21 protein-coding genes are annotated in these 20,685 nt (G+C 58.3%); 8 read left to right on the top strand and 13 right to left on the bottom strand.

The window, feature by feature from the left end; genetic code table 11:
- Window positions 1-135: 135 nt before the first annotated feature.
- The 4 genes from SPG90_RS01370 to SPG90_RS01355 are packed head-to-tail and all read left to right on the top strand — an operon-like array spanning window position 136 to window position 3,502.
- Window positions 136-1,149 (top strand): ABC transporter permease, encoded by a 1,014-nt coding sequence (locus tag SPG90_RS01370; protein ID WP_322407861.1) that lies wholly within the window; start codon window positions 136-138, stop codon window positions 1,147-1,149.
- Complete coding sequence (locus tag SPG90_RS01365) at window positions 1,149-1,982, top strand: ABC transporter permease (RefSeq protein WP_047174565.1); 834 nt, start codon at window positions 1,149-1,151, stop codon at window positions 1,980-1,982. The genes SPG90_RS01370 and SPG90_RS01365 overlap by 1 nt, the downstream gene beginning before the upstream one ends.
- Entirely contained in the window at window positions 1,975-2,811 is an 837-nt protein-coding gene (locus SPG90_RS01360) for an ABC transporter ATP-binding protein (RefSeq protein ID WP_047174564.1), read from the top strand. Before SPG90_RS01365 ends, SPG90_RS01360 begins: the two co-directional genes overlap by 8 nt.
- Complete coding sequence (locus SPG90_RS01355) at window positions 2,798-3,502, top strand: ABC transporter ATP-binding protein (protein ID WP_322407858.1); 705 nt, start codon at window positions 2,798-2,800, stop codon at window positions 3,500-3,502. The genes SPG90_RS01360 and SPG90_RS01355 overlap by 14 nt, the downstream gene beginning before the upstream one ends.
- A 110-nt stretch (window positions 3,503-3,612) precedes the next feature.
- Here SPG90_RS01355 and SPG90_RS01350 read toward each other — a convergent pair whose 3' ends face one another.
- From SPG90_RS01350 to budA, 4 genes are all read right to left on the bottom strand, one after another.
- Entirely contained in the window at window positions 3,613-4,086 is a 474-nt protein-coding gene (locus tag SPG90_RS01350) for a cold-shock protein (protein ID WP_023310683.1), read from the bottom strand.
- A gap of 131 nt (window positions 4,087-4,217) precedes the next feature.
- A complete protein-coding gene (locus SPG90_RS01345) occupies window positions 4,218-4,988 on the bottom strand; it encodes a (S)-acetoin forming diacetyl reductase (protein ID WP_045402003.1) in 771 nt (256 codons plus the stop codon).
- Window positions 4,989-5,008: 20 nt separating this feature from the next.
- Window positions 5,009-6,730, bottom strand: coding sequence for an acetolactate synthase AlsS (gene alsS, locus SPG90_RS01340; RefSeq protein WP_205422081.1), 1,722 nt, complete (start codon window positions 6,728-6,730; stop codon window positions 5,009-5,011).
- Complete coding sequence (budA, locus tag SPG90_RS01335) at window positions 6,702-7,481, bottom strand: acetolactate decarboxylase (RefSeq protein WP_126547810.1); 780 nt, start codon at window positions 7,479-7,481, stop codon at window positions 6,702-6,704. The genes alsS and budA overlap by 29 nt, the downstream gene beginning before the upstream one ends.
- A 105-nt stretch (window positions 7,482-7,586) precedes the next feature.
- On the opposite strand from budA, the gene SPG90_RS01330 reads away from it, so the two are divergent.
- The 4 genes from SPG90_RS01330 (at window position 7,587) to SPG90_RS01315 (ending at window position 10,221) form a co-directional block, all read left to right on the top strand.
- Window positions 7,587-8,468, top strand: coding sequence for a LysR family transcriptional regulator (locus SPG90_RS01330; protein ID WP_163353541.1), 882 nt, complete (start codon window positions 7,587-7,589; stop codon window positions 8,466-8,468).
- Between the two features lie 230 nt (window positions 8,469-8,698).
- Window positions 8,699-9,154: a hypothetical protein gene (locus tag SPG90_RS01325; RefSeq protein WP_045401997.1), complete on the top strand. Its 456-nt coding sequence runs from the start codon at window positions 8,699-8,701 to the stop codon at window positions 9,152-9,154.
- A gap of 139 nt (window positions 9,155-9,293) precedes the next feature.
- A complete protein-coding gene (locus SPG90_RS01320) occupies window positions 9,294-9,884 on the top strand; it encodes a hypothetical protein (protein WP_023618869.1) in 591 nt (196 codons plus the stop codon).
- 82 nt (window positions 9,885-9,966) lie between these two features.
- On the top strand, window positions 9,967-10,221 hold the full coding sequence (locus SPG90_RS01315; protein WP_071957344.1) for a hypothetical protein: 255 nt from the start codon (window positions 9,967-9,969) through the stop codon (window positions 10,219-10,221).
- 273 nt (window positions 10,222-10,494) lie between these two features.
- Here SPG90_RS01315 and SPG90_RS01310 read toward each other — a convergent pair whose 3' ends face one another.
- The 9 genes from SPG90_RS01310 to SPG90_RS01270 form a co-directional block, all read right to left on the bottom strand.
- Window positions 10,495-10,881, bottom strand: a complete 387-nt coding sequence (locus tag SPG90_RS01310) for a hypothetical protein (RefSeq protein WP_045402226.1) — start codon at window positions 10,879-10,881, stop codon at window positions 10,495-10,497.
- 104 nt (window positions 10,882-10,985) lie between these two features.
- Window positions 10,986-11,258 (bottom strand): hypothetical protein, encoded by a 273-nt coding sequence (locus tag SPG90_RS01305; RefSeq protein WP_163353540.1) that lies wholly within the window; start codon window positions 11,256-11,258, stop codon window positions 10,986-10,988.
- 296 nt (window positions 11,259-11,554) lie between these two features.
- Window positions 11,555-12,076 (bottom strand): SMI1/KNR4 family protein, encoded by a 522-nt coding sequence (locus tag SPG90_RS01300; RefSeq protein ID WP_045401994.1) that lies wholly within the window; start codon window positions 12,074-12,076, stop codon window positions 11,555-11,557.
- Window positions 12,077-12,218: 142 nt separating this feature from the next.
- Window positions 12,219-12,782 carry a hypothetical protein gene (locus SPG90_RS01295; RefSeq protein WP_045401990.1) on the bottom strand — a complete coding sequence of 188 codons (564 nt, stop codon included), beginning with the start codon at window positions 12,780-12,782 and terminating at the stop codon, window positions 12,219-12,221.
- A gap of 33 nt (window positions 12,783-12,815) precedes the next feature.
- Window positions 12,816-17,072, bottom strand: a complete 4,257-nt coding sequence (locus SPG90_RS01290) for an RHS repeat-associated core domain-containing protein (RefSeq protein WP_322407856.1) — start codon at window positions 17,070-17,072, stop codon at window positions 12,816-12,818.
- Between the two features lie 17 nt (window positions 17,073-17,089).
- Complete coding sequence (locus tag SPG90_RS01285) at window positions 17,090-17,527, bottom strand: DcrB-related protein (RefSeq protein ID WP_023619098.1); 438 nt, start codon at window positions 17,525-17,527, stop codon at window positions 17,090-17,092.
- Window positions 17,528-17,599: 72 nt separating this feature from the next.
- Window positions 17,600-18,463 (bottom strand): HlyD family secretion protein, encoded by an 864-nt coding sequence (locus SPG90_RS01280; RefSeq protein WP_045401980.1) that lies wholly within the window; start codon window positions 18,461-18,463, stop codon window positions 17,600-17,602.
- Window positions 18,460-18,675 carry a DUF1656 domain-containing protein gene (locus SPG90_RS01275; RefSeq protein ID WP_109844937.1) on the bottom strand — a complete coding sequence of 72 codons (216 nt, stop codon included), beginning with the start codon at window positions 18,673-18,675 and terminating at the stop codon, window positions 18,460-18,462. Before SPG90_RS01275 ends, SPG90_RS01280 begins: the two co-directional genes overlap by 4 nt.
- Entirely contained in the window at window positions 18,668-20,650 is a 1,983-nt protein-coding gene (locus tag SPG90_RS01270; protein ID WP_248161495.1) for an FUSC family protein, read from the bottom strand. The genes SPG90_RS01275 and SPG90_RS01270 overlap by 8 nt, the downstream gene beginning before the upstream one ends.
- Between the last annotated feature and the right edge of the window lie 35 nt (window positions 20,651-20,685).

Genomic DNA, 20,685 nt, shown 5'->3' with positions numbered 1-20,685 from the left:
GCAACATCGCGCAACAGAGCCGCCTGTTTCCCCTCACCCCGCCCTCTCCCAAGGGAGAGGGGGCCGTCCGTGCTTATTTTCAGTTTTTGTAGGCCGGGTAAGGTGAAGCCGCCACCCGGCATGAAGAGATTTCCCATGCCACGTCTTTCCACCCGCGTGCTTCAGGGTCTGCTGACCCTGCTGCTCACGCTCTTCGGGCTGCTGCTCGTCACGTTTGCGCTCTCGGCGTTTTCACCTGTCGATCGCGTGCTGCAGATCGTCGGCGATCACGCCAGCCAGTCAACCTACGATCAGGTTCGCCACCAGCTTGGGCTGGATCGTCCCCTGCTCGTGCAGTTCTGGCACTACCTGCAAAACCTTGCCCACGGTGATTTAGGCACCGCCAGCGCCACCGGGCAGCCGGTGCTGCAGGACCTGCTGCACGCGTTCCCCGCCACGCTGGAGCTGGCCACGCTGGCGTTAATCATCGGCGCCGTGCTCGGCGTGATTGCCGGAGTGCTGTGCGCCCGCTACGCCGGTTCGCCGCTCGATCTCGCCATCAGAACCCTCACCCTGCTCGGCAACTCGGTACCGATTTTCTGGCTCGGCCTGCTGATGCTGGCCCTGTTCTACGCGAAGCTGCAGTGGAGCGCGGGTCCCGGCAGGCTGGACGATATCTGGCAGTTCACCGTCGAGCCGCGTACCGGCTTTGCGCTGGTGGATACCTGGCTTTCCGGCGACCGCGAGGCGTTCCGCAACGCCCTCAGCCACCTGGTACTGCCGGTGCTGCTGCTGGCCTATTACTCGCTGGCGAGCATCACGCGTCTGACGCGTTCCGCCTGCCTGAGCGAAATGAACAAAGAGTACATCCTGCTTGCCCGCGCCAAGGGCGCCGGGGAGATGACCATTCTGCTGCGCCACGTGCTGCCGAACATTCGCGGTACCCTGCTGACGGTAATCGCCCTCGCCTACACCAGCATGCTGGAAGGCGCGGTATTAACCGAAACCGTCTTCTCCTGGCCGGGGATCGGGCGCTACCTCACCACCGCCCTGTTCGCCGGAGACACCACCGCCGTCATGGGCGGCACGCTGCTGATTGGCGTCTGCTTTGTACTCATTAATAACCTTACCGACCTGCTTGTGCGGGCGACAGATCCCAGGGTGCGCTGATGCCGTTTTATCTCTTCTTACGTCGCCTGCGCCGCTCCCCTGCCGCATTTTGCGGGCTGGTAGCCATCGCGCTGCTGGTGGTTATCGCCCTGTTCGCGCCGTGGCTGGCACCGCTTGACCCGAACTGGCAGGACGCCGCCGCGCGCCTGCAGGCACCGAACGGCCAGCACTGGCTGGGCACCGACAGCTACGGGCGCGACCTGCTTTCGCGCCTGATTTACGGTACCCGCCCGGCGCTCGGGCTGGTGGCGTTAGTTACCCTAATCACCCTGCCCGCCGGGCTGCTGGTGGGGATTTTGTCCGGCTACTACGGCGGCTGGCTGGAGCGCATCCTGATGCGTTTTACCGACGTGGTAATGTCGATGCCGCGTCTGATCCTCGCCTTCGCGTTTGTGGCGATGCTTGGCCCGGGGCTGGTCAACGGCGCGCTGGCGCTGGCCTTAACCACCTGGCCCGCCTACGCGCGGCAGGCGCGGAGCGAGATCCAGCGTCTGCGCCACAGCGACTACCTCGCCGCCGCCGAGATGATGGGCATTCGCGGCCCGCGCCTGCTGGTCGGCCATATTCTGCCCCTGTGCCTGCCGTCCGCGATTGTGCGGCTGGCGCTGGATCTTGCGGGGATTATTCTGGCGGCCGCCGGGCTGGGCTTCCTCGGTCTTGGCGCGCGTCCGCCGATGGCTGAATGGGGCGCGATGATTGCCGACGGTATGCAGGTGATTTTCGACCAGTGGTGGATAGCCGCCATTCCGGGCGGGGCGATTCTGTTTGCCAGCCTGGCCTTTAACCTGCTGGGCGACGGCCTGCGCGACGTACTGGAGCCGCAGCATGACTGAACAACGCGTCATCGTCGATGCGCTGAATATCGACTACCCCGCCGCGCGCGTGGTCAACAACCTCAGCTTCACGCTGGGCAACGAGCGGCTGGCGCTGGTGGGGGAATCCGGCTCGGGCAAATCAATGTCCGCCCGCGCCCTGATGGGGCTGGTGCGTAAGCCCGGCATCGTGAGCGCGAACCGGCTTAACGTGCTCGGCAACGACCTGCTGACCCTGAGCACCCGCCGCTGGCAGGCGCTGCGCGGCAACGGGATTGCGATGGTCCTGCAGGACCCGCGCTACGCGCTGAATCCGGCGCAAAACGTCGCCGCTCAGCTCGATGAAGCGCTGACCCTACACCAGCGCCTCCCCCGCGCCGAGCGCAGGGCGCGCATTCACGACGTCATCCGCGCCGTCGGGCTCAACGAACATGTCCTCACGCGCTACCCCGGCGAACTCTCCGGGGGCATGGGCCAGCGGGTGATGATTGCCATTGCGCTGATCAACAACCCCCAGGTGCTGATTGCCGACGAACCCACCTCCGCGCTGGACGCCCGCCTGCGCAATCAGATCCTCGAGCTGCTGGTGCAGCAGAGCGAAGAACGCCAGATGGCGATGCTGCTCATCAGCCACGATCTGCCGCTGGTGGCGGAGCACTGCGACCGCGTGCTGGTAATGTATCAGGGCGAAAAGGTCGATGAGATGGCGGCGAACCGGCTTCCGCAGGCGACGCACCCGTATACGCGCACCCTGTGGACCTGCCGTCCGAACGCCAGCACCTTCGGCCAGATGCTGCCGACGCTGGACCGCTCGCAGCCGTGGAAGGAGGCCGATAATGGCGCTCGTTGAGGTTAACGATCTCCAGGTGAGATTCGGGGAGAAAACGGCGGTGTCCGCCGTCAGCTTTGGCATCGAGAAAGGCGAAACCTTCAGCCTGATCGGCGAATCCGGCTGCGGGAAATCGACTATTCTGCGCGTGCTGGCGGGATTGCAGCGCGAGTGGAACGGGCGCATTTCGATCCAGGGAGACGCGCTACGGCCAGGACGGCGTTTTGAAGGCGAGCTTCGCCGCAACGTGCAGATGGTGTTTCAGGATCCGTGGGCGTCGCTGCACCCAAACCACACCGTTGCGCGCACCCTGTCGGAGCCGTTAAGCATCCACGGCGAAACGCAGGTTGCGGAAAAGGTGGCGGATGCGCTGCAGCAGGTGGGGCTTTTCGCCGACGCGGGCAGGCGTTATCCGCACCAGCTTTCCGGCGGCCAGCGCCAGCGAGTGGCGATTGCACGTGCGCTGCTGCTGCGCCCGCAGCTTCTGCTGCTGGACGAGCCAACCTCGGCGCTGGATATGTCGGTGCAGGCGGAAATTCTGAACCTGCTCAACCGCCTGAAGGCCGAGCACGGCATGACCTACCTGCTGGTGAGCCACGACGCGGACGTGATTGCGCATATGTCCGACCGGGCGGCGTTTATGGCGCACGGGGAGATCCAGAGGGTGTTTGACCGCGAGGCGATGTTACGGGGTGAGCACAGGATGGGGTAAGTGCGCGCGGCGGTGCCCGGTGGCGCTGCGCTTACCGGGCCTACGTTTCGTGCCGCGTTGATGGTTTTTCGTAGGCCGGGTAAGGCGTCGCCGCCACCCGGCAAAAAAAATCACTTCAGCAGCTTCACCGTGGCGTCGATGTCGATCTCATCTTCGGTGAAGATCAGCGTCGTGTTCTGGAAGGTGGTGATCGCCAGCTTCTTCACCGTGCGCATTTCGCCCGGCTTTTTCTCGGATTTCGGCTTGATGCTGTTCATCAGCAGCCCCACCGACAGCACCGCGTTCTCTTTGTCGATTTTGGTATCAGCCGGCTCTTCTTCGTTAAACACCACGAAGGATTTGATCGAGGAGAGCTTCACGCGCTCGCCAGCAATAAAGAGATGTTTGCTTTCCGGGATCACCTTCACCGCGTAAGCGGAAAGGCCTTTGTTGTTGGTGGTCGGCTCGAAGGTCACCGCGGCATCTTTCTTAATCAGATCGGGGTTCGCGACCTTAATCACATGAAAATAGCGGTTGTCGCCGTTTTCATCTTTGATAAATCCAAAGCCTTTATCTTTAAACCACGTTGTGATTGTACCGTTCATCGCTGTTACCGCCTGTCAGATCGTAATGACTAAAGTTTTGCAGCGCGCAGTGTAATGCACAATGAAGGAGGAGACAAAAAAAAGCCCCTGCACGGGTGCAGGGGAAAACTCATGTCAGAGCTTATTAGAATTTAATTAAACACCATTCCACCATCAATTAAGAGCGACTGGCCGGTCATGTAGTCGGAGTCCGGGCCTGCCAGGTATGAAACGCAGGCGGCGACATCTTCCGGCTCGGACAGGCGGCCAAGCGTAATGCGTTTGGCAAAGGTTTCGGTCCCGTAGCCGAGCGGTTTACCCGCCGCCTCGGAGACCTGACGGTCGATTTCCGCCCACATCGGCGTTTTGACGATGCCCGGGCAGTAGGCGTTAACGGTGATCCCCAGCGGAGCAAGATCCCGTGCCGCGGTCTGGGTTAGGCCGCGCACCGCGAATTTACTGGAACTGTAGACCGCCAGTTCCGGGTTGCCGGTGTGGCCCGCCTGGGAGCAGGCGTTGATGATCTTGCCGCCGTGCCCCTCTTTGCGGAAGGCGTCAATCGCGGCCTGAATCCCCCAGATCACCCCTTTCACGTTGATGTTGTAAACCTTGTCGACAATCTCCGGCGTGATGGATTCGATGGGGGTAGACGGCGCAATCCCGGCGTTATTCACGATCACGTTAAAGCCGCCCAGCGCGGTGCGCGCTTTCTCCACCGCCGCAAATACCTGTTCGCGGTCAGAGACATCGACCTTCACGGCGACGGCGTTACCGCCGTTACGGATGATTTCATCGGCGACGGCTCTTGCCGTCTCAACGTTATAGTCGGCGATGGCGACGGCAAAACCGTCTTTCACCAGGCGAAGCGCGATCGCTTTACCAATCCCCTGGCCTGAGCCTGTTACGAGAGCAACTTTTTGCATTTCTCTGTCCTTATCGTGAGTCACAAAATCTGGCTGAGATGGAGCTGGCCCATCAGCAGCGGGTTATCGCTGTAGTCGACGGGAATGGCCACCACGGCCGGGCCATCCACATCCATCGCCGCACGCAGCGTCGGCTCAAGCGCCTCGGCGCTCTCCACGGCAAAGCCTTTCGCACCGAAGGCGTCGGCATAGACTTTGAAATCGACCGGGCCGAACTCGACGCCGGAAAGACGCTGGTATTTTTTCTCTTCCTGAATGGCAACCATGTTGTAGCCGTTATCCACCCAGATGATGTGCAGCACGTTAGCGTTGAGGCGCACCGCGGTTTCCAGCTCCATGCTTGACTGCAGGAAGCCGCCGTCGCCGGAGACTGAAACCACCTTGCGGCCCGGGTTCACCAGCCACGCACCAATCGCCCACGGCAGAGCAACGCCCATGGTCTGCTGACCGTTGGAGATCATCACCTGACGCGCCCGGAAGCTATAGAGGTAGCGGGCGATCCAGATGTGAAAGCTGCCCATGTCGACGGTGAGCGTCACGTCGTTATTCACGATGTCCTGCATGGCGCGCACGATGCGCAGCGGGTGCAGGGCAAACTGGTTAAGCGAGGCGCCGCGGCGGTCGAGCAGATCGCGCTGATGCTGGCGATCGACCAGAATTTCGGAGGCCCGCTGGCTCAGCTCGAGCTTACGATCGATCCGGTTAGCGAGCAGGTTCAGCGTTTCGGCGATGTCCCCCACCAGCTCCAGATCCGGCACGTAGTTACGCTCTTCATAGGCAGGCAGCACATCGATGTGCACCAGCGTAGCGTCGCCGCTGTTCCACATGGACGGCTCGTACTCCACCGGGCTGTAGCCGATGCAGATAATCAGGTCCGCCAGATGCAGCAGCCGATCGCCCGCCTGGTTATTGAACAGGCCGACGCGGCCGGCGAAGCGGGTGAAGTGTTCCTGGTTTACCGCCCCGGCGGCCTGATAGGTGCTGGTCACCGGAATGCGGCTTTTTTCCAGCAGCTTGCGCAGCGCGGCGCTGTTTGCGGGCTGGCTGGCCATCAGGCCGAGTAAAATGACCGGATTTTTGGCGTTTTCGATAAGCTTCGCCACGTCGTTAATCGCCGACTCCGGTGCCGGGCCCATCAGCGCCGGGCCGCTGGCGGGTAAAATGGCCCCCGTCGCGGGCTGGTCGACGATATCCTGCGGCAGGCTGACGAATGCGCCCCCCGGCCTGCCGTGCTCGGCGGCGCGAAACGCGTTGGAAACCACCTCGGCAATCGCGTCCGGTGAACTGACCTCCACGGCGTATTTGGTGACCGGGCTGAACATGGCGACGGTGTCCATGCTCTGGTGTACCAGCTTGGCTTTATCCGCCCGCTTCACCGCCCCGCCCAGCGCCACCACCGGGTCGCCTTCGCTGTTGGCGGTGGCGATGCCGGTGATCAGGTTAGAACAGCCCGGCCCGGAGGTAACCAGCGCTACCCCGGCCTTGCCGGTCAGACGCCCTACCGCCGCCGCCATAAACGCCGCGTTCGCTTCGTGGCGCACCGGAATAATCTCGATGGAGGAGTCCAGCAGGGAGTCAAAGACCTTGTCGATTTTCGCACCCGGGATCCCAAACACCTGCTTCACGCCCTGCGCTTCCAGCTGGCCGACAACCATATCGGCGCCGTGCGCCCACTGACGTGACTGTTTCTCACTGTTCACGGTAGTTCTCCTGTTAGTTTTCGACGGAACGGATCGCTGCATCAAGATTGCTGGGGTGAAGGTTGGCCTGTAAAAACGCGCTGTCGGCGGGCAGGTCAATCATCAGCTTGTGAATTTCACCGAAGGTGAGCACGCCGCTCTCCAGCTGGTAGTCAAGCAGATGGCCCCCGCCCTGACGGTCGTCGGTAATGAAGTGTTCGTGGTAGCCCGCCACGTTGATCCCCTGCATATGCTGCGGCGTGCGGAACCCGACCAGCACCCCTTCGCGCTGGTTAAAGCGGAACACCGGCTGGTCGTCCAGCACGTCGGTCATCGCACGGTACGGCGGCTTCTGGCGCGGTACGGTGCGGGTGTGGGCATGGCGGAAGTTGCCGTCAATGCGCAGCGCGCAGAACAGGTTATCGGAGGGGATCTGCTGGTCGATGACGTCGTGGATCTGCTGACGGCTGACCGGCGCGTCGAAGGTTTTACGGTACTGCGGCTGGAACCAGGTCATCACCGCGAACGGCGTTTTCTGCTCCGGCTTCGCCGCCCGGGCGCTGCCGTCGGCGCGCAGCTGGTACACCTGGCTGCTGAAGGCAATCATTTCGCCGTCCAGCTCGTTAAAGGTGCCCAGACCAAAATCACCGTGTGCCAGCAGATCGGCGATGGTGGTCTCTCCTTCATACACGCCGCTTAACAGGGCGCTCATTAGCGATGTCTGATAGATCACACTGTCAGGATGCTGGGCGGAGAACCCGCGCAGGGTCTCGCACAAGCTGGCTTCACAGTCGCAGGCAGATGAATGCACCATCATGCTCGTCCTCTTCAACTTTATTTAGAAAGGTTAAATAAATGTTGACCCGATTCAGCAGAGAGTTCCAATATAGAAACCATGCTGGTTTGAGACGTTTTAGATATGGAACTTCGTTATCTGCGGTATTTTGTCGCGGTAGCACGCGAGCGACACTTCACCAGGGCGGCCGAAGCGCTGGGTATTTCACAGCCTCCTCTGAGTCAGCAGATCAAACGGCTCGAAGAGGAAGTGGGCACGCCGTTGTTCAGGCGCCTGACGCGGGGCGTGGAGCTGACCGAGGCGGGAGAAGCCTTCTACGAGGACGCCTGCAAGATCCTGGCGCTGAGCGACGCCGCGCTGGAGAAAGCCCGCGGCATCGCGCGCGGGCTGAACGGCAATCTGTCGATTGGCATCACCAGCTCCGACGCTTTTCATCCCAAAATTTTCGCGCTGATTCGCCAGTTTCAGGTGCAGAACATGGCGGTGCAGGTTCACCAGGTGGAAGCCAATATGTCGTCGCTGACGACGATGCTGGCGGAGGGTGAACTGGATATCGCCTTCGTGCGCCTGCCGTGCGAGAGCAGCAAGGCGTTCGAGTTAACCATCCTCGACCGAGAGCCGATGGTGGTGGCGCTGCATCGCGACCATCCGCTGGCTGGAAGCGGCGATCTGGCGCTGGATCAACTCCGGGATACGCCGGTGGTGCTCTTCCCGCAGGAGGTCGCGCCCGGCCTGTACGACCGGGTTCACGGCTGCTGCGAACGGGCCGGGATCGACGTGCAGCACGCGCTGCAGTCGTCACAGCTTTCGTCCTCCCTGAGCATGGTTTCCGCCGGCGGCGGGTTTGCGCTGGTGCCGAAATCCATGGCGGCCATTTCTCCGCCGAATGTCACCTACCACGCGCTGAGCTCGCCGGAGCTTTACACCGATATCGCGCTCTGCTGGCGGCGCTTTGAACGCTCGCGGACGGTGAAGCGGTTTCTGGCGATGATGAGCGAGGGGTAGCGGCCGGTTTGGTTGGTGTTTTTTGTAAGCCGGGTAAGGCGTAGCCGCCACCCGGCAATGTCGTTCTGGAAGCCGCCTCGCAAACCTGCAAGCAACCTTATGTAATTCAGGGGCATCCCTTTTCATCCTTTCTTCACGGTCGTAAAGTGCCTGCGTTGCGGCACATCCGTAACCGGGCGTAGGAACCCGTTAGCATAACATGACGTTTTTTTGCACAACGAGGATGCTAAATGGCTACTGTCCCTGAGTTTTCTTATGCGCTCTCTGAAGAAAGCGCTGTTCATCACCTCATCAATCTTCAACTTTGCGATTCCGCAGATCTCTTCGAACTGGCTGACACCTGCGCCGCGTATGTCAGCGTACTGGTGGAAACTGACGACGCGGTGACGTTTACCATACTTTGCGAGCGCTTGCTGGAACTGCTTAAACGCCTGCGTGAACATTGCGATACGGAACTTCCCCCGCATCTGGTTGAACGGCTCATCGCGGGGGAGAAGATCGTTTCCTGCGTGCCGGACTGCTGGCAGGAAACAGCGTTGCAGGTGGATTATGCTGTGGCATTAACGCTGGCGGTGATGGGCGGGACACTGCCTGCGAGCGTGGCGAAAGAACTCACTGGGCTACTGCATGATATGGTCTGGTTGCTGGCGGAGTTTGTGAAGGAGCCGTATATCGCGGCGCACTGAGGCGGGTGATGGGTGGCCGGGATTCTGCTGCTGCGGACGGGCGAGGATTTCGGCCACATACCCCTCTCTTTTCCTGGTAATTGTCTATATCAAAGCATCTGTTACTCTGGCTGGGCTCAAAGGATGACAAGGATGAGAGATGCTGAATCCAGGATTCGTTACCCGCAAAGCACTTACTCACTGGCGGGACGTTCCCGCTTTTCTACCCCGGTTTCAATTCCATGAGAAACATCGAACGGTCATTCATACTGCTCACCCTGAAACTATTCTGCCATTGATTGCTAACTTTGACGTCCGGCAAGACCCCGTGATTCGGCGGCTAATGTCATTACGTCAAATACCGCAGAAATTTCTGCGCAACCGGCAGTCTAACGCGATCGGCGACTTTGGTTTGCACAGCTTTACCCGTTTGAAATGCTCAGCATCTGAGCTGTGCTATGGCTTAATTGGGCAATTCTGGCGAACTGATTTCGGTCTGGAAGACGTGCCGGATGCCAGTGCTTTTCAGACGGCAGCCGCACCGGGCAGTGCGAAACTGTTACTTCGCTATCGGATAACGGAACTGGCGCCAGGGCAACATGAACTCTGCACGGAAACGTTCGTCTATTGTCCGGACAGAAGCACTCGGCTAAGGATGACAGCTTACTGGCTGGTAATCCGGGCGGGCAGCGGCTGGATCCGTAAAAGGACGCTGAAGGCGGTCAGAGCGAATATTGAAAGTCAGACGTGAGATGTACCTGTGAAATGTTCCGAAAGGGAAACTCGCGGGAATATTTTCCTGAACGTTTATGGTTTGAACAATGGAGGTTTTGATGAATAAGCGTACTATTGCCTGTTTGCTCTTACTCAGTGCATTCGCTGTAAATGCAGCTAATGGCGGTAAGGGTGGTGATGGAGGAAATGGCTCTGATGGCGGAAACGGTTCTGATGGGACCGCCTCATCTAATGGCCGGGCGGGTTGTCCGGGCGGAACAAGTCCGGATCCATCGGGGCATTTTTATCTTCCCGGTACAAAAAAGCAATGCAACCCGGGGAAGCAGGATGCAATGAAGAGCGCCAGGCAATGAGATAAAGCGTCACAATACGCTAGCTCATCCTGATTCTGTTTCCTTACCTGCCTCCAGCTCCCGGAAAAATGTTTAGCAAGGTAAAAGATAGGCATCACGACGACACCGACAGATAAGCGTTTATGGAAAGCTTCTCCATGAAAAAAAGAACCACCTGAGCGCTTATCACGAAAAAAATCGATTTTGACCACTTTGGGCAGCACGAGATTGAAAAGAGCTATCGATCCAGCGTGATTTTGACAATAATATCGACCTTATGTGGGATCGGTAAATTCATCCTTTAGTTAAGCGTCTATTCACTATGTCATTAACATAATGTTCAATCGAAATATTGTGCTCACGATTAATCTTAGAAATGAATGCGTTAAGATGCTCTTGCGATGCATGAAGGGTAGTGGCAATAAGGTTATCAAAATCGTTCTGAGTAAAATGTTTATGTCCCTTTAACGTCGAGCGCTGGAGCAAAGTGTGTGCGGACACTTCCAGGACGGCCCGCCGGTAATGATCGGACAGCAGGACGTCAAGATCGGTCTGAAGAATATCAAACTCAAAATGAAAACTGACAAATCCCGATTCAACAGGTAATGAATAAATCAGTTTGTCACCTAATTTCTCAACGTAAGGTTCATATCCTTCTCCCATTACTCGCGTAGTTTGCATACAATCCCTTTCCTTTTCATGCATCATGATTAATTCCACTTAAATAAATACATAGCATTACTATTTTAAAGATCGAGAAAATCATTCCGGTATGTATCAGCCATTTAAAACACAGTATACTCTTTACCCGATTCTGCAAGGCCGTACAAAGACTCAAGCGTATCGTTTCCTTGCTCATCAGACCATGGAGATGGTTGTAACACTTTGAAAACAATATTTATATTAAAAAGAACAGAAGCGCCAAAATGAAGTAAATAGGCACGATAACTTTCAGGGATTAGCCCTATTGATGTTTCTAATGTATTTAAACTCTTTTTCAGTTCATCTAATGGTAATGGTGTCGATTTCGCTCCAAAGCGCTCTAATTTATTCAACAATGTTCTTTCCTCCATATATCTTATTCGTAGCCAATATGGGGCACGTTGGCATGAAGATCTCTCAGCAGAAGAATTAGGGTATTCGCAATCAGATAATGTGGAGTGTGCATCTTTTCCCTTAACAAATTCTGAGCCCTTCCTGTGTAAGGTCTTTTTTCTATGCAATGGCATTATTACCAATGGTAAAATACAAGCATACCTGACATTCTTTTTATTAATATTTATCTATTTACTAACATCCAAATGTAAAAAAACAAGCCATGATCATATTCTGATTATAGCTTATTTGTGAAATATCATAAATCAACAGTTAAATTCATTCCTGCATCAGGATATGCCTCACAAATTTCCTTGTAAAATTCAGTAAAGCTATTTGTAATTTTATAGATATTGCCGCACCCATTTTGCTCAGGGGTTTCAAACAGTTGGATATCATCCTCTGCATGTAGATGTGTTCTGTCCCAATAATATACACCTTGGCTTTCACTGCCATTTAATATAAGGTAAAAGTTACCTCCAGGATCATCACCAATAATTAACTTAGCATCAATGAAATCAAGTTCATTTAAAAAATTTTCATTTTGACGAAAAATGTCGTGGTTTGGATTTTTCATATTTATTCCAAAAAGGGCATAAAAAGCGATAACCCCGTCATCGACACCTTCATACTCCAACTCACAAAAATCCGGAGATTTTACAACAAAGCCATTTTTCAACCTGAGAAATTCTTTATAATCTTCAGGTAAACTGATTTTGAATTTTCTCTCCAAAACCTTAATTTCATCTTTATTTGCAGGTTTACCATATGAAATAGGCATAAGCTCTCCTTGCTAAGGTCATGACCTAGTGATCTTAGATACTCCACCTCTATTATGGAAAAATCGATGGTAGTAATTAAAGCCGGAACTTAATGGTTTCCGGCATATTCCATTCATTTATCTAAATAAAAAAACATGTGCCCTAGCCATAAAAATAATCATAGAATGCATTAAAACTTTCATTACCGATAAGAGGCACAATTCTTTTCCGCAACTCATCAATAAAGTCATCTTTCACTTCGTCATTATCATCTGCTATATCAAAGATATCGTATTGACCATATACCAAATCAATAAGCTCAGCTAATGAAAATATAAATCCAGAGAGACTGCCAGCTATTTTAAATGGTTCAATTACATCATAACTAGCATAGACAGAGGTATTCCCTTCATCGATAACCGCAATTATAGGTTTACCTCCACCTAAATCATCACCAAAAACAAGATAATTGTTTGGTAAGTATTCATAACCACTTTGAGCCTTCGAGAGCTCACTGACAGAATGAATTTTAATTGGCGTGAAGCCTGTTTCAATCTTTAACTTTTCAGGATTATAATTTTTATATAAGTAATCAACATCTGTTGAACGAGGTAAGCTGGACGGGAAAGCATTATCCAAGTCATTGATTGTATTAAAATTCCCTGACAGCGAAAATTTTTTGCAAACAGCAACAAGTTTTTTTAAAGACTCTTCAATTTCACTCATAACAATACCTCACATTCAGCATATTCATTGATATTATTGACAGCTCTTCAAATTCTTACGGGTAAGATTACGGTCTATCAATCGTCCTTTACCTGGAGTCTCATAGCTGCCACGGTGACCTTGTAGACCATGTAAATGCTCATCATAGCCGCTTGGATGATTAGCATTCTGGAGAAATACAATATTCCTTGGATCACCTTGCCATTTCCCTCCCAGAACACCATTACCTTTCACACTATTGATATGATGGCCTGTATAACCCATTTCGGACATAACCGACGATAATTGGCGATTATTTTTTGTGCTTAATATTACTTCGCGTTCAGCGGCCGTCCAGTCTCGGCTTCCACCACCAGCCGCAACTAGTTCCCTTTCTTCTCCCCATGCTCGGCTTATTGCTGTCGCCCTAGCTCCCGGTTGCGCGCTAAGGGTGGGATCTGGTTTATAACGAACTAAACCTTGCGCAGAGAGTCCCCACGGATCAATCCACCCCAACGGATTTGGCGCATACTGATAAAGGTTCCACCCACCATTCAACCCAATCGGGTCCTGCACAATAAACCGCCCGACCTGCGGGTCGTAGTAGCGGAACAGGTTATAGTGCAATCCCGTTTCACCGTCAGCGTACTGCCCGGCATAGCGAAGCGGCTGGTGTGGCATCGCCGTACGGTTCACAACCCGTGAGAACCCTTCGCTCTGGTGGCGTACCTCGCCAAAGCTGTCGAACTGGCCGCTCCAGCGCACCGCGCCGCGCTCGTCTGTGACCTCCAGCGGCGCGCCGTTCAGGTCGGTGTTGAACCAGTAAATCTCACCGCTGCTCTGGTCTCGAAGGTGATCCACCCGCGCCAGCGGGCTCCAGGCCTCATTCGGATCGTAAACATAGGTGCTGCACAGCCCGCTCTCCTGCAGCTCCTGCAGCAGGCGGTAGCCCTGCCACAGGAAGCGCGTTTCTGTGGTGCCGTGCGTCGTAGTGACGATTTTGCGCGTACGGCGGCCCAGAGCGTCGTAGTGATAGCGCGCCTCAAACCGCCCTTCCGGCCCGGTTCCCCGGGCGGACACCAGACGGTTCTCGGCGTCATACGCATAATGCTGTTCATACAGCCCGTTCCGGCGGCTGACCAGGTTGCCCCAGGAGTCGTATTTCATAAACAGCGCCTGCCAGTGCTGCAGGCGGTTATCCGTGACCGGTTCCGCATCGTCATTGGCGGCGAGGTTATCCGCGGCGTCATAGCTGAACTGCGCGCGGCTGTGCCCCTGGCGGGCCTCGTAGTGCTTTAGCAGACGCCCTTCGGCGTCGTAGCCGTAGTCCACCTCACCGCGCAGGGTGTCGCTGACGCCGGAAAGCTCGCCGCGCGCGGTGTAGCGGTAAAGGCGTTCCAGTATCGCCTGCTCCGGCAGGGTAACGTCCGTGCTCAATTCGCTGCGCTGCAGGGTGCGTCTGCCGAGACTGTCATACTGGCGAATCTGCTCGCGCGCGCCCTGGGTGCGGCGCACCTCGCGGTGCAGGCGGTCGCGGGTGAACTCGGTCACCAGCTGCTTCCCGAAGCGGATGGCGCTGACGTGGCCGGAGCCGTAGTGCAGCCAGGCCAGCTTTTGCTCACCGGGCAGTGTCAGGCCGGTCAGGTTGCTCAGGGCATCCCATTCGTAACCCACCGCGCCGTTAATGCCGGACTCGCTCAGCATGCGCCCGGCGGCGTCGTGGCGGTAAGCGATCTCATCGCTTTCGATACCCAGGGCAACGCCTTCCGCCGTCGGCGTACGGCGGATGCGGGTAATCTGGCCGCTCAGGTCGCGGAAGTAGCGGTACTCCGCGTGGCGCTGAGTGCGCCCGATCAGCAGCCCGCTGTCGTCATAGCTGAACTGCTGGACGCGACGGGCGATGCCGCCGTCGGCGGCAGGTCGGCCGTTTTCTTCGAGCGCGCAGAGGAACCCTCGCGCATCCCATTCCATATGGCGCACGGTCTCGTCCGGGCGCGTTTCGCTGAGCGGGCGGCCCACGGCGTCGTAGGTGAAGCGGTATTCCGCCCCGTTGCCGTTATCAAGCCGCAGCAGGTTACCGCGCGGGTCGTAGCGCCACTGGCGCACGCGGCCAATACGGTCGGTGAGGCTGACCGGGAGGCCGAGCGCGTTATAGGCCCAGGTCACTTCGCTTTCCAGCGGGTCGCGCCAGCCCGTGAGCTGGCCGCGTTCGTTCCACACCAGCGACTCTCGGCTGCCGTCCGGATGGATCACGGCGCTCAGCAGCCCGGCGTTGTTCCACTCCCGGCGCGTGATATTCCCTTCCGCATCCTTGCTGGCAACCAGCTGCCCGAATCGGTCGTAGGTAAAGCGGGTCACGCTGCCGGAGCAGTCGGTGCGCTGCGTCAGCAGCCCCTGGTGGTTCCAGACCAGGCGCACCACGCCGCCGATGGCGTCGGTGATGCTCTCCGGCAGGTTTTCTTCATCATCGGGATAGCGATACGCGGTGGTGCTACCGGCCGGGTCGGTTTCCGACAGCAGGCGACCGCGAAGGTCGTACATGGCCTGCGATGAGGTGCCGTCCGGGTATACCGTGCGGGTGATGCGGTCGGTCAGGCGATGCCAGTGATACTCCGTGCGGCGGCCCGCCGGGTCCGTCTCGCTGGTCATGCGGCCGTATTTGTCCCACGTGCTGCGGCGCATCGCACCGCCGGGCAGGATGACGTCGCAGAGCTCGCCGTCGCAGTAGAAAAACGTCGTCTGGTGGCCGTCGTAATCCGTGAAGCGCGCGACGTTGTCGTCGTCATCCACCAGCCAGTGCGCCTGCGCGCCGTCTTCGCGGGTCGCGCGGCGGGTGCCGTTATCAAAATCGTATTCGAACGTCAGCTGTTCGCCGCCGCTGTGGCGGAAGCCGACCACGCGCGGCAGGCCGTCAATCTCCCGCCAGCGGTATTCGCTCAGCAGGCCGTTGGCGTCCTCGTGGGCGCTCATCAGCCCGTCCTGCCAGCGGAAGCGTCGGCGCACGCTACCGCCCCGGCCGGTCACACAGACCAGCTGGCGCTGTTCATCATAAGCGTAACTGACCAGGCAGATCTCGTCATCCAGCCAGGCGCCGGTGAGCCTGTCGCGGTCATAGCGGCAGACCACGCGCTGGCCCGCGCTGTCGGTCAGGGCATGCAGGGTATTATCCGCGTTCCACTCGAAGAGGATATCGTTGCCGCAGGGTTCTGAGATGCGCTGGAGCAGCGACGGGGCATCCTCCCGCAGCGGCGCATAGTGCCAGCGCTCGCCGCTGACGTCATACACCGACCAGCTGTCGTCCTGGTGATGTTCAAGCCAGTTTTTTTCGCTTTCGCAGTAGCTGCGCAGACCTTTCGGGACCTTCGGGAAGGCGACGTAATCGCCGGACGGCGCGCGCCACACCAGGCCGTCCTGATACGGCTCCAGGCGGCTTTCCCAGAACAGGCTCCAGCCGCGGCCCAGCACGCTGTCGCCGGGGTTGCCGCTGCGCCAGTAGCGCTGCCAGCGCACCGGAAGACGGGAAGGCAGGACGAAGTCCAGCTCATCATCCCCGCTGAGAAACTTCTGTCCGCTGACGATATCCACCGGGCGGGCGATGATCCCCGCGGCCGCCACGCCGGTCATCAGCGTGCCGGCGCGACAGGCGATACGGGCCAGCTTGTTGATACCGGGGATTTTGCCCAGCAGATTAGAGAGCGCCCCGACTTTTCCAGCGGCCCCGCCCCAGCCGCCGATAAGCCCGGCGAACAGCAGGGTAAGATCGGAGACTTTGTAGAGCCACTCGGGCACTTCAGACTGAATGGGCAGGGTTTGCTGCGGGTCGCCGCCGATAATGACGTTGTTCGAACCGGTCATCACCTTCGCGTCGCAGGTGGTGCGATCCCCGATGCGGGAGGCTGGCTGGCTGTTAATGGAGACGCGCTTAGAGCCTTCGGCCATCTGCTGCGAGCCGTCGTCAGAACAGTCGACGATGCTATCGGTGGCAAGCGCGGCGGGTTTACCGTTGATAAACACGTTCGGCGAGCCGGAGGTGATGACGCCTTTCTTCGTCATGCTGGATGCCCCGGCGTCCGCGATGCTGTCCCGGGCGGCGGTCGCCAGCTCCCCGGTATAATACCCCACGGCCAGGCTGGCGCCGACGAGCAGGACGCCCACGCCAAGACAGGATGCGCCGAGACCGGCAATAAACATGGCCCCTGCCAGAATGCCCCCGGCGGCGGCAATCTGGCCACCGACAATCGTTCCGGCAATCATCCCGGCCAGCGCACCGGAGTGGCCGATATCATCACCAACGCGTGCTGCTTCAAACATAACAACGGTCCCTGGTGTTAATGGTGGAAGCGGAAGCTCCTGAGAAGTTCGCCAAACAGCGCGCCGTCAGCATCGCCCGGCGCGCGGGTGCAGGTCATGGTGAAGACCAGGACTTTATCGCTGTTGGTATTAAAGACGGCCTGCTGCTGCCAGATGCGTTTCCCGTCGCGCAGGTAGCTGGCATGGACAATTTCACCCTGTGAAAGGTTGTCGCCAAGCGTAGCGGCGCTGCGCTCACCCTGCTTCCAGGCCTTGATGTGTTTTGCCATCAGGGCGAGCTGGCGATCGATATACGCGGCAAGCGCTTCGCCGGGATTGAGGGCATCGCGGGAGATGTTGAACGCCGGCGAATCCGCTGCAGGCGGCGCGAATACGTTGACGGTACGATCCTGATAACCCTCAGGAAAGGTGATCTGTCCTTCACTGAACAGGCACTGCGAATGTTGTTCTGACATTGAGCGGGTCCCACCACATTTTTTCAGAAGCGGTAAGTTTCGCATATGTGTTTAAGGCTGACTATCCCCAGATTATTGCCCCACCGCCACGCTCGCCGACAGCCCCGCCACCAGCTCAACGCCCTCCGGCAGCCTGTCGATATGAATGCGCACCGGTACGCGCTGCGCCAGCCGCACCCAGCTAAAGGTGGGCTCGACGTCGGGCAGGCCCAGCCCGCCCGCCTCATCGTTGCTGTCCCCGATCCCATGCCCGATGCTCTCCACGTGACCCGTGATGACCGGCTCGTAGCCCATCAGCACCACCTGCGCGGCATCCCCGACGCGAATATGGCGCAGCTTGGTCTCCTCAAAGTACCCCACCACCCAGAAGCTGTGCGCATCGACGATGGCGACCTTCGTCTCCCCCGCCGTCGCGTAGTCTCCGGGGCGAAGCCGCAGGTGCGTGACGTACCCCGAGACCGGCGCGCGCACGGTGGCGTGCGCCAGATTCAGCTCTGCCAGATCCAGCGCGGCCAGCGCGCCGTGATAATTGGCCGCCGCGACGTTCGCCGCGCTGCCGGTTTGCTGCAAATCCTCGCTCGAGATGGCGTTTTTAATCAGCGTGCGGCGATGGGCCGCGTCCTGGCGCATCAGCATCTCATGGCGTTTCGATTCCACATCAGCCTGCGCGCTGACCACCGCCAGCTTAAGCCAGCGCGGATCGATGGTGTAAAGCACATCGCCCCGGTTCACCCACTGGTTGTCCCGCACGGCTACGCTGATGACCGGCCCGGAGACGTCCGGCGCAATCTGCACCACGTCCGCCCGCACGCGGCCGTCGCGGGTCCACGGCGTTTGCGCGTAGTGTTTCCACATCATAAAGGCCAGAAGCGTGGCCGCCGCGACGACGCTCAACGTCAGCGCATAGCGAGCCAGTAAAGAGAGCAGTGATTTCATGACAATAACCCCAACGCGGTCAGGCCCTGCATCAGCAGGAAAAAGGTGACAATCCAGGTTGAAACATCCATCAGCGGGCGAAACGGCAAGCGCCGGTAGAGCCTGCTGAGAGAGAAAAGCGCGACGAGGCTAAGCGTGCAGACCAGCGCCGCGAGGGCGACCATCAGCAGCCCCGGAATAAAAACCCCGCCGATATTGAGATCGTTAACCATGGTCTGGCCCCCGTAATGCACAGTGCAGATCCACCAGCCTGAAGACCAACTGGCGCGTATGCTCATCTGCCGCAGGCAGATGGCGCTCGATAAGGGCGGCAATGCGTTCGCGCAAGGCGTTGCGGTCCGCGGCGTTTAACCGATGAAAAAGCGCGTCAACCTCCCTGCCGGACGGTGTGTTACTGCGGCGTAAATGCATGACCGACAGCCCCAGACGCAGCGCGTGTAATAGCCGATTGAGCGCCTGCTCCGGCGCGCGCGCGCTGCGCTGCAGGCGCGGCAGCAACAGGGCGGTTCGGTCCATCATCAGGTTGATCCAGTGCGTTTCATCAACCCGCAGCGTGCCCTTCACGCTGCGCCGAATGTCGCGCTGGCAGAGGTTCAGCAGACGCGTGATGGCGCCATCCGCCTGCACGGTTTGCAGCAGGCTCATGCTGATGACGGCAAAACCGGTCGCGGCAAAGAGCGCGATGGCGGTGTTGACCGCAACGGCGAAGTCTCCGCTGTAGTGCGCCCCCAGCTCGCACAGAATGGGCAGCGTCAGGGTGATCCCCATCGCCATAAACGTGGTGGGCGGGCGCGCCTGAAGCGACCCGGCCAGCAGATACGCCGGGGCAAGCACCGCCACCAGCACCGGGAAATCGCTCACCAGCGGGAGCAGCGCAAAGCTGTAGAACAGGCTAATGACCACGCCCCAGAACGAGCCAATGATGTATTTCACGATGTGCGGCGCCGGGGTATCGAAGCTGCCAAACAGCGTGCAGCAGACCCCCAGAATAGACACCGCCGTGCCGCCATCCGGCCACGCCGAGAAGATCCAGACCAGACAGCCGCTCAGGATGATGGCGAAAGCCCCCATCGCCGTGCGGGCGGCGGTAAGAGGATCGCGGTGGAAAACGTACCCTTTCGCCGCGCGGGTTTGCATCTCCCCAAATACGGGTTTTGCATGGTGGATGGCCCCGGAAAGACGTTCGCACTGCTGCAGAAGCGCGACCGCCTCCGAGAGGTAGCGGATAAAGCTGACCTGCAGCGCGTCGTCAAACGTCTGCGCCTGCGCGGCATACCGATCGATGAGAAGCGCACAGCGGAGCCGCAGCGCGTCTGCCGTGCTGCTGGCACCAGCGCCTTCAGCGGCCAGCCAGGCCTGAACGTCGCCCAGAAATGCCTGCACGTCGGCGGGCAGGGTTCCGATCGCTGGCAGGCGATCGCGCAGTTCACAGTTGACGATAACCAGCCGCGCCAGCCGATCGTGAATCGCTTTTCTGGCCTGCCGCACCGGGGCTGAAAGGGCAAAATCATACGGAATATGGTGGCTGATGCCCTGCAGGAACTGCAGCGCCAGAGCCAGATGCAGGGGGCCGGAAGCCGCGTCGGGTTTGCCCGCTAAGGTGTCCGCCACCCGCCCTCGCGCGGCCTGTAGCGTCTGGGATAATTTAGTGTTGAACTGGCCTGATACGCGCGCGGGCAGCACGTAGCGGTGGATCAGCGCGGCGCAGAAAATCCCAATCGCGATCTCCTGCACGCGGACGATGGCGACGTTAAAAATGCCGCCGGGATCGGACACCGCCGGAAAACCAATCAGGCTCGCGGTGTAGCCCGCCAGCACAAAGGCGTACGCCCGGGGCGTGCGTTCCAGCAGGGATAGCCACAGGCAGAATACGATCCAGCCCGTCAGCACCACGCTGCACAGGACTGGCGTATTCGCGAAGGCAGGCACAATCACAACGGTCGCGCTGGCACCCGCCACGGTACCGGCCAGCCGGTAGAGGCTTCTGCTCAGCGATGCCCCGACCGACGTCTGCGACACGATGTAAACCGTAATAATGGCCCACGAGGGACGCTCAAGACCGATCGACAGCGCGAGGTAATAAGCCAGCATCGCCGCGGCAAAACTCTTCGCGGAATAGATCAGCGCGCCCGCATCGTTTCGCAGCGCGGCGGGGAGACGCACGGGATGAGAGAAAATGTTTTTCATGCCGGGATTATTACCGGCTTGCAGATCCGCTTAAA

The organism is Enterobacter sp. D2, from assembly GCF_034427575.1.
GTDB lineage: Bacteria > Pseudomonadota > Gammaproteobacteria > Enterobacterales > Enterobacteriaceae > Enterobacter > Enterobacter cloacae_M.
Note: the sequence above shows the minus strand (reverse complement) of the source record. Positions and strands in the feature narration are given on the sequence as shown.

What these genes read in the sequence shown, in the direction of transcription:
- SPG90_RS01370 (WP_322407861.1), top strand. Translation starts at nt 136, where the DNA reads ATGCCACGTCTTTCCACCCGCGTGCTTCAGGGTCTGCTGACCCTGCTG.
- SPG90_RS01365 (WP_047174565.1), top strand. Translation starts at nt 1,149, where the DNA reads ATGCCGTTTTATCTCTTCTTACGTCGCCTGCGCCGCTCCCCTGCCGCA.
- SPG90_RS01360 (WP_047174564.1), top strand. Translation starts at nt 1,975, where the DNA reads ATGACTGAACAACGCGTCATCGTCGATGCGCTGAATATCGACTACCCC.
- SPG90_RS01355 (WP_322407858.1), top strand. Translation starts at nt 2,798, where the DNA reads ATGGCGCTCGTTGAGGTTAACGATCTCCAGGTGAGATTCGGGGAGAAA.
- SPG90_RS01350 (WP_023310683.1), bottom strand. Translation starts at nt 4,086, where the DNA reads ATGAACGGTACAATCACAACGTGGTTTAAAGATAAAGGCTTTGGATTT.
- SPG90_RS01345 (WP_045402003.1), bottom strand. Translation starts at nt 4,988, where the DNA reads ATGCAAAAAGTTGCTCTCGTAACAGGCTCAGGCCAGGGGATTGGTAAA.
- alsS (WP_205422081.1), bottom strand. Translation starts at nt 6,730, where the DNA reads ATGCAGCGATCCGTTCCGTCGAAAACTAACAGGAGAACTACCGTGAAC.
- budA (WP_126547810.1), bottom strand. Translation starts at nt 7,481, where the DNA reads ATGGTGCATTCATCTGCCTGCGACTGTGAAGCCAGCTTGTGCGAGACC.
- SPG90_RS01330 (WP_163353541.1), top strand. Translation starts at nt 7,587, where the DNA reads ATGGAACTTCGTTATCTGCGGTATTTTGTCGCGGTAGCACGCGAGCGA.
- SPG90_RS01325 (WP_045401997.1), top strand. Translation starts at nt 8,699, where the DNA reads ATGGCTACTGTCCCTGAGTTTTCTTATGCGCTCTCTGAAGAAAGCGCT.
- SPG90_RS01320 (WP_023618869.1), top strand. Translation starts at nt 9,294, where the DNA reads ATGCTGAATCCAGGATTCGTTACCCGCAAAGCACTTACTCACTGGCGG.
- SPG90_RS01315 (WP_071957344.1), top strand. Translation starts at nt 9,967, where the DNA reads ATGAATAAGCGTACTATTGCCTGTTTGCTCTTACTCAGTGCATTCGCT.
- SPG90_RS01310 (WP_045402226.1), bottom strand. Translation starts at nt 10,881, where the DNA reads ATGCAAACTACGCGAGTAATGGGAGAAGGATATGAACCTTACGTTGAG.
- SPG90_RS01300 (WP_045401994.1), bottom strand. Translation starts at nt 12,076, where the DNA reads ATGCCTATTTCATATGGTAAACCTGCAAATAAAGATGAAATTAAGGTT.
- SPG90_RS01295 (WP_045401990.1), bottom strand. Translation starts at nt 12,782, where the DNA reads ATGAGTGAAATTGAAGAGTCTTTAAAAAAACTTGTTGCTGTTTGCAAA.
- SPG90_RS01290 (WP_322407856.1), bottom strand. Translation starts at nt 17,072, where the DNA reads ATGTTTGAAGCAGCACGCGTTGGTGATGATATCGGCCACTCCGGTGCG.
- SPG90_RS01285 (WP_023619098.1), bottom strand. Translation starts at nt 17,527, where the DNA reads ATGTCAGAACAACATTCGCAGTGCCTGTTCAGTGAAGGACAGATCACC.
- SPG90_RS01280 (WP_045401980.1), bottom strand. Translation starts at nt 18,463, where the DNA reads ATGAAATCACTGCTCTCTTTACTGGCTCGCTATGCGCTGACGTTGAGC.
- SPG90_RS01275 (WP_109844937.1), bottom strand. Translation starts at nt 18,675, where the DNA reads ATGGTTAACGATCTCAATATCGGCGGGGTTTTTATTCCGGGGCTGCTG.
- SPG90_RS01270 (WP_248161495.1), bottom strand. Translation starts at nt 20,650, where the DNA reads ATGAAAAACATTTTCTCTCATCCCGTGCGTCTCCCCGCCGCGCTGCGA.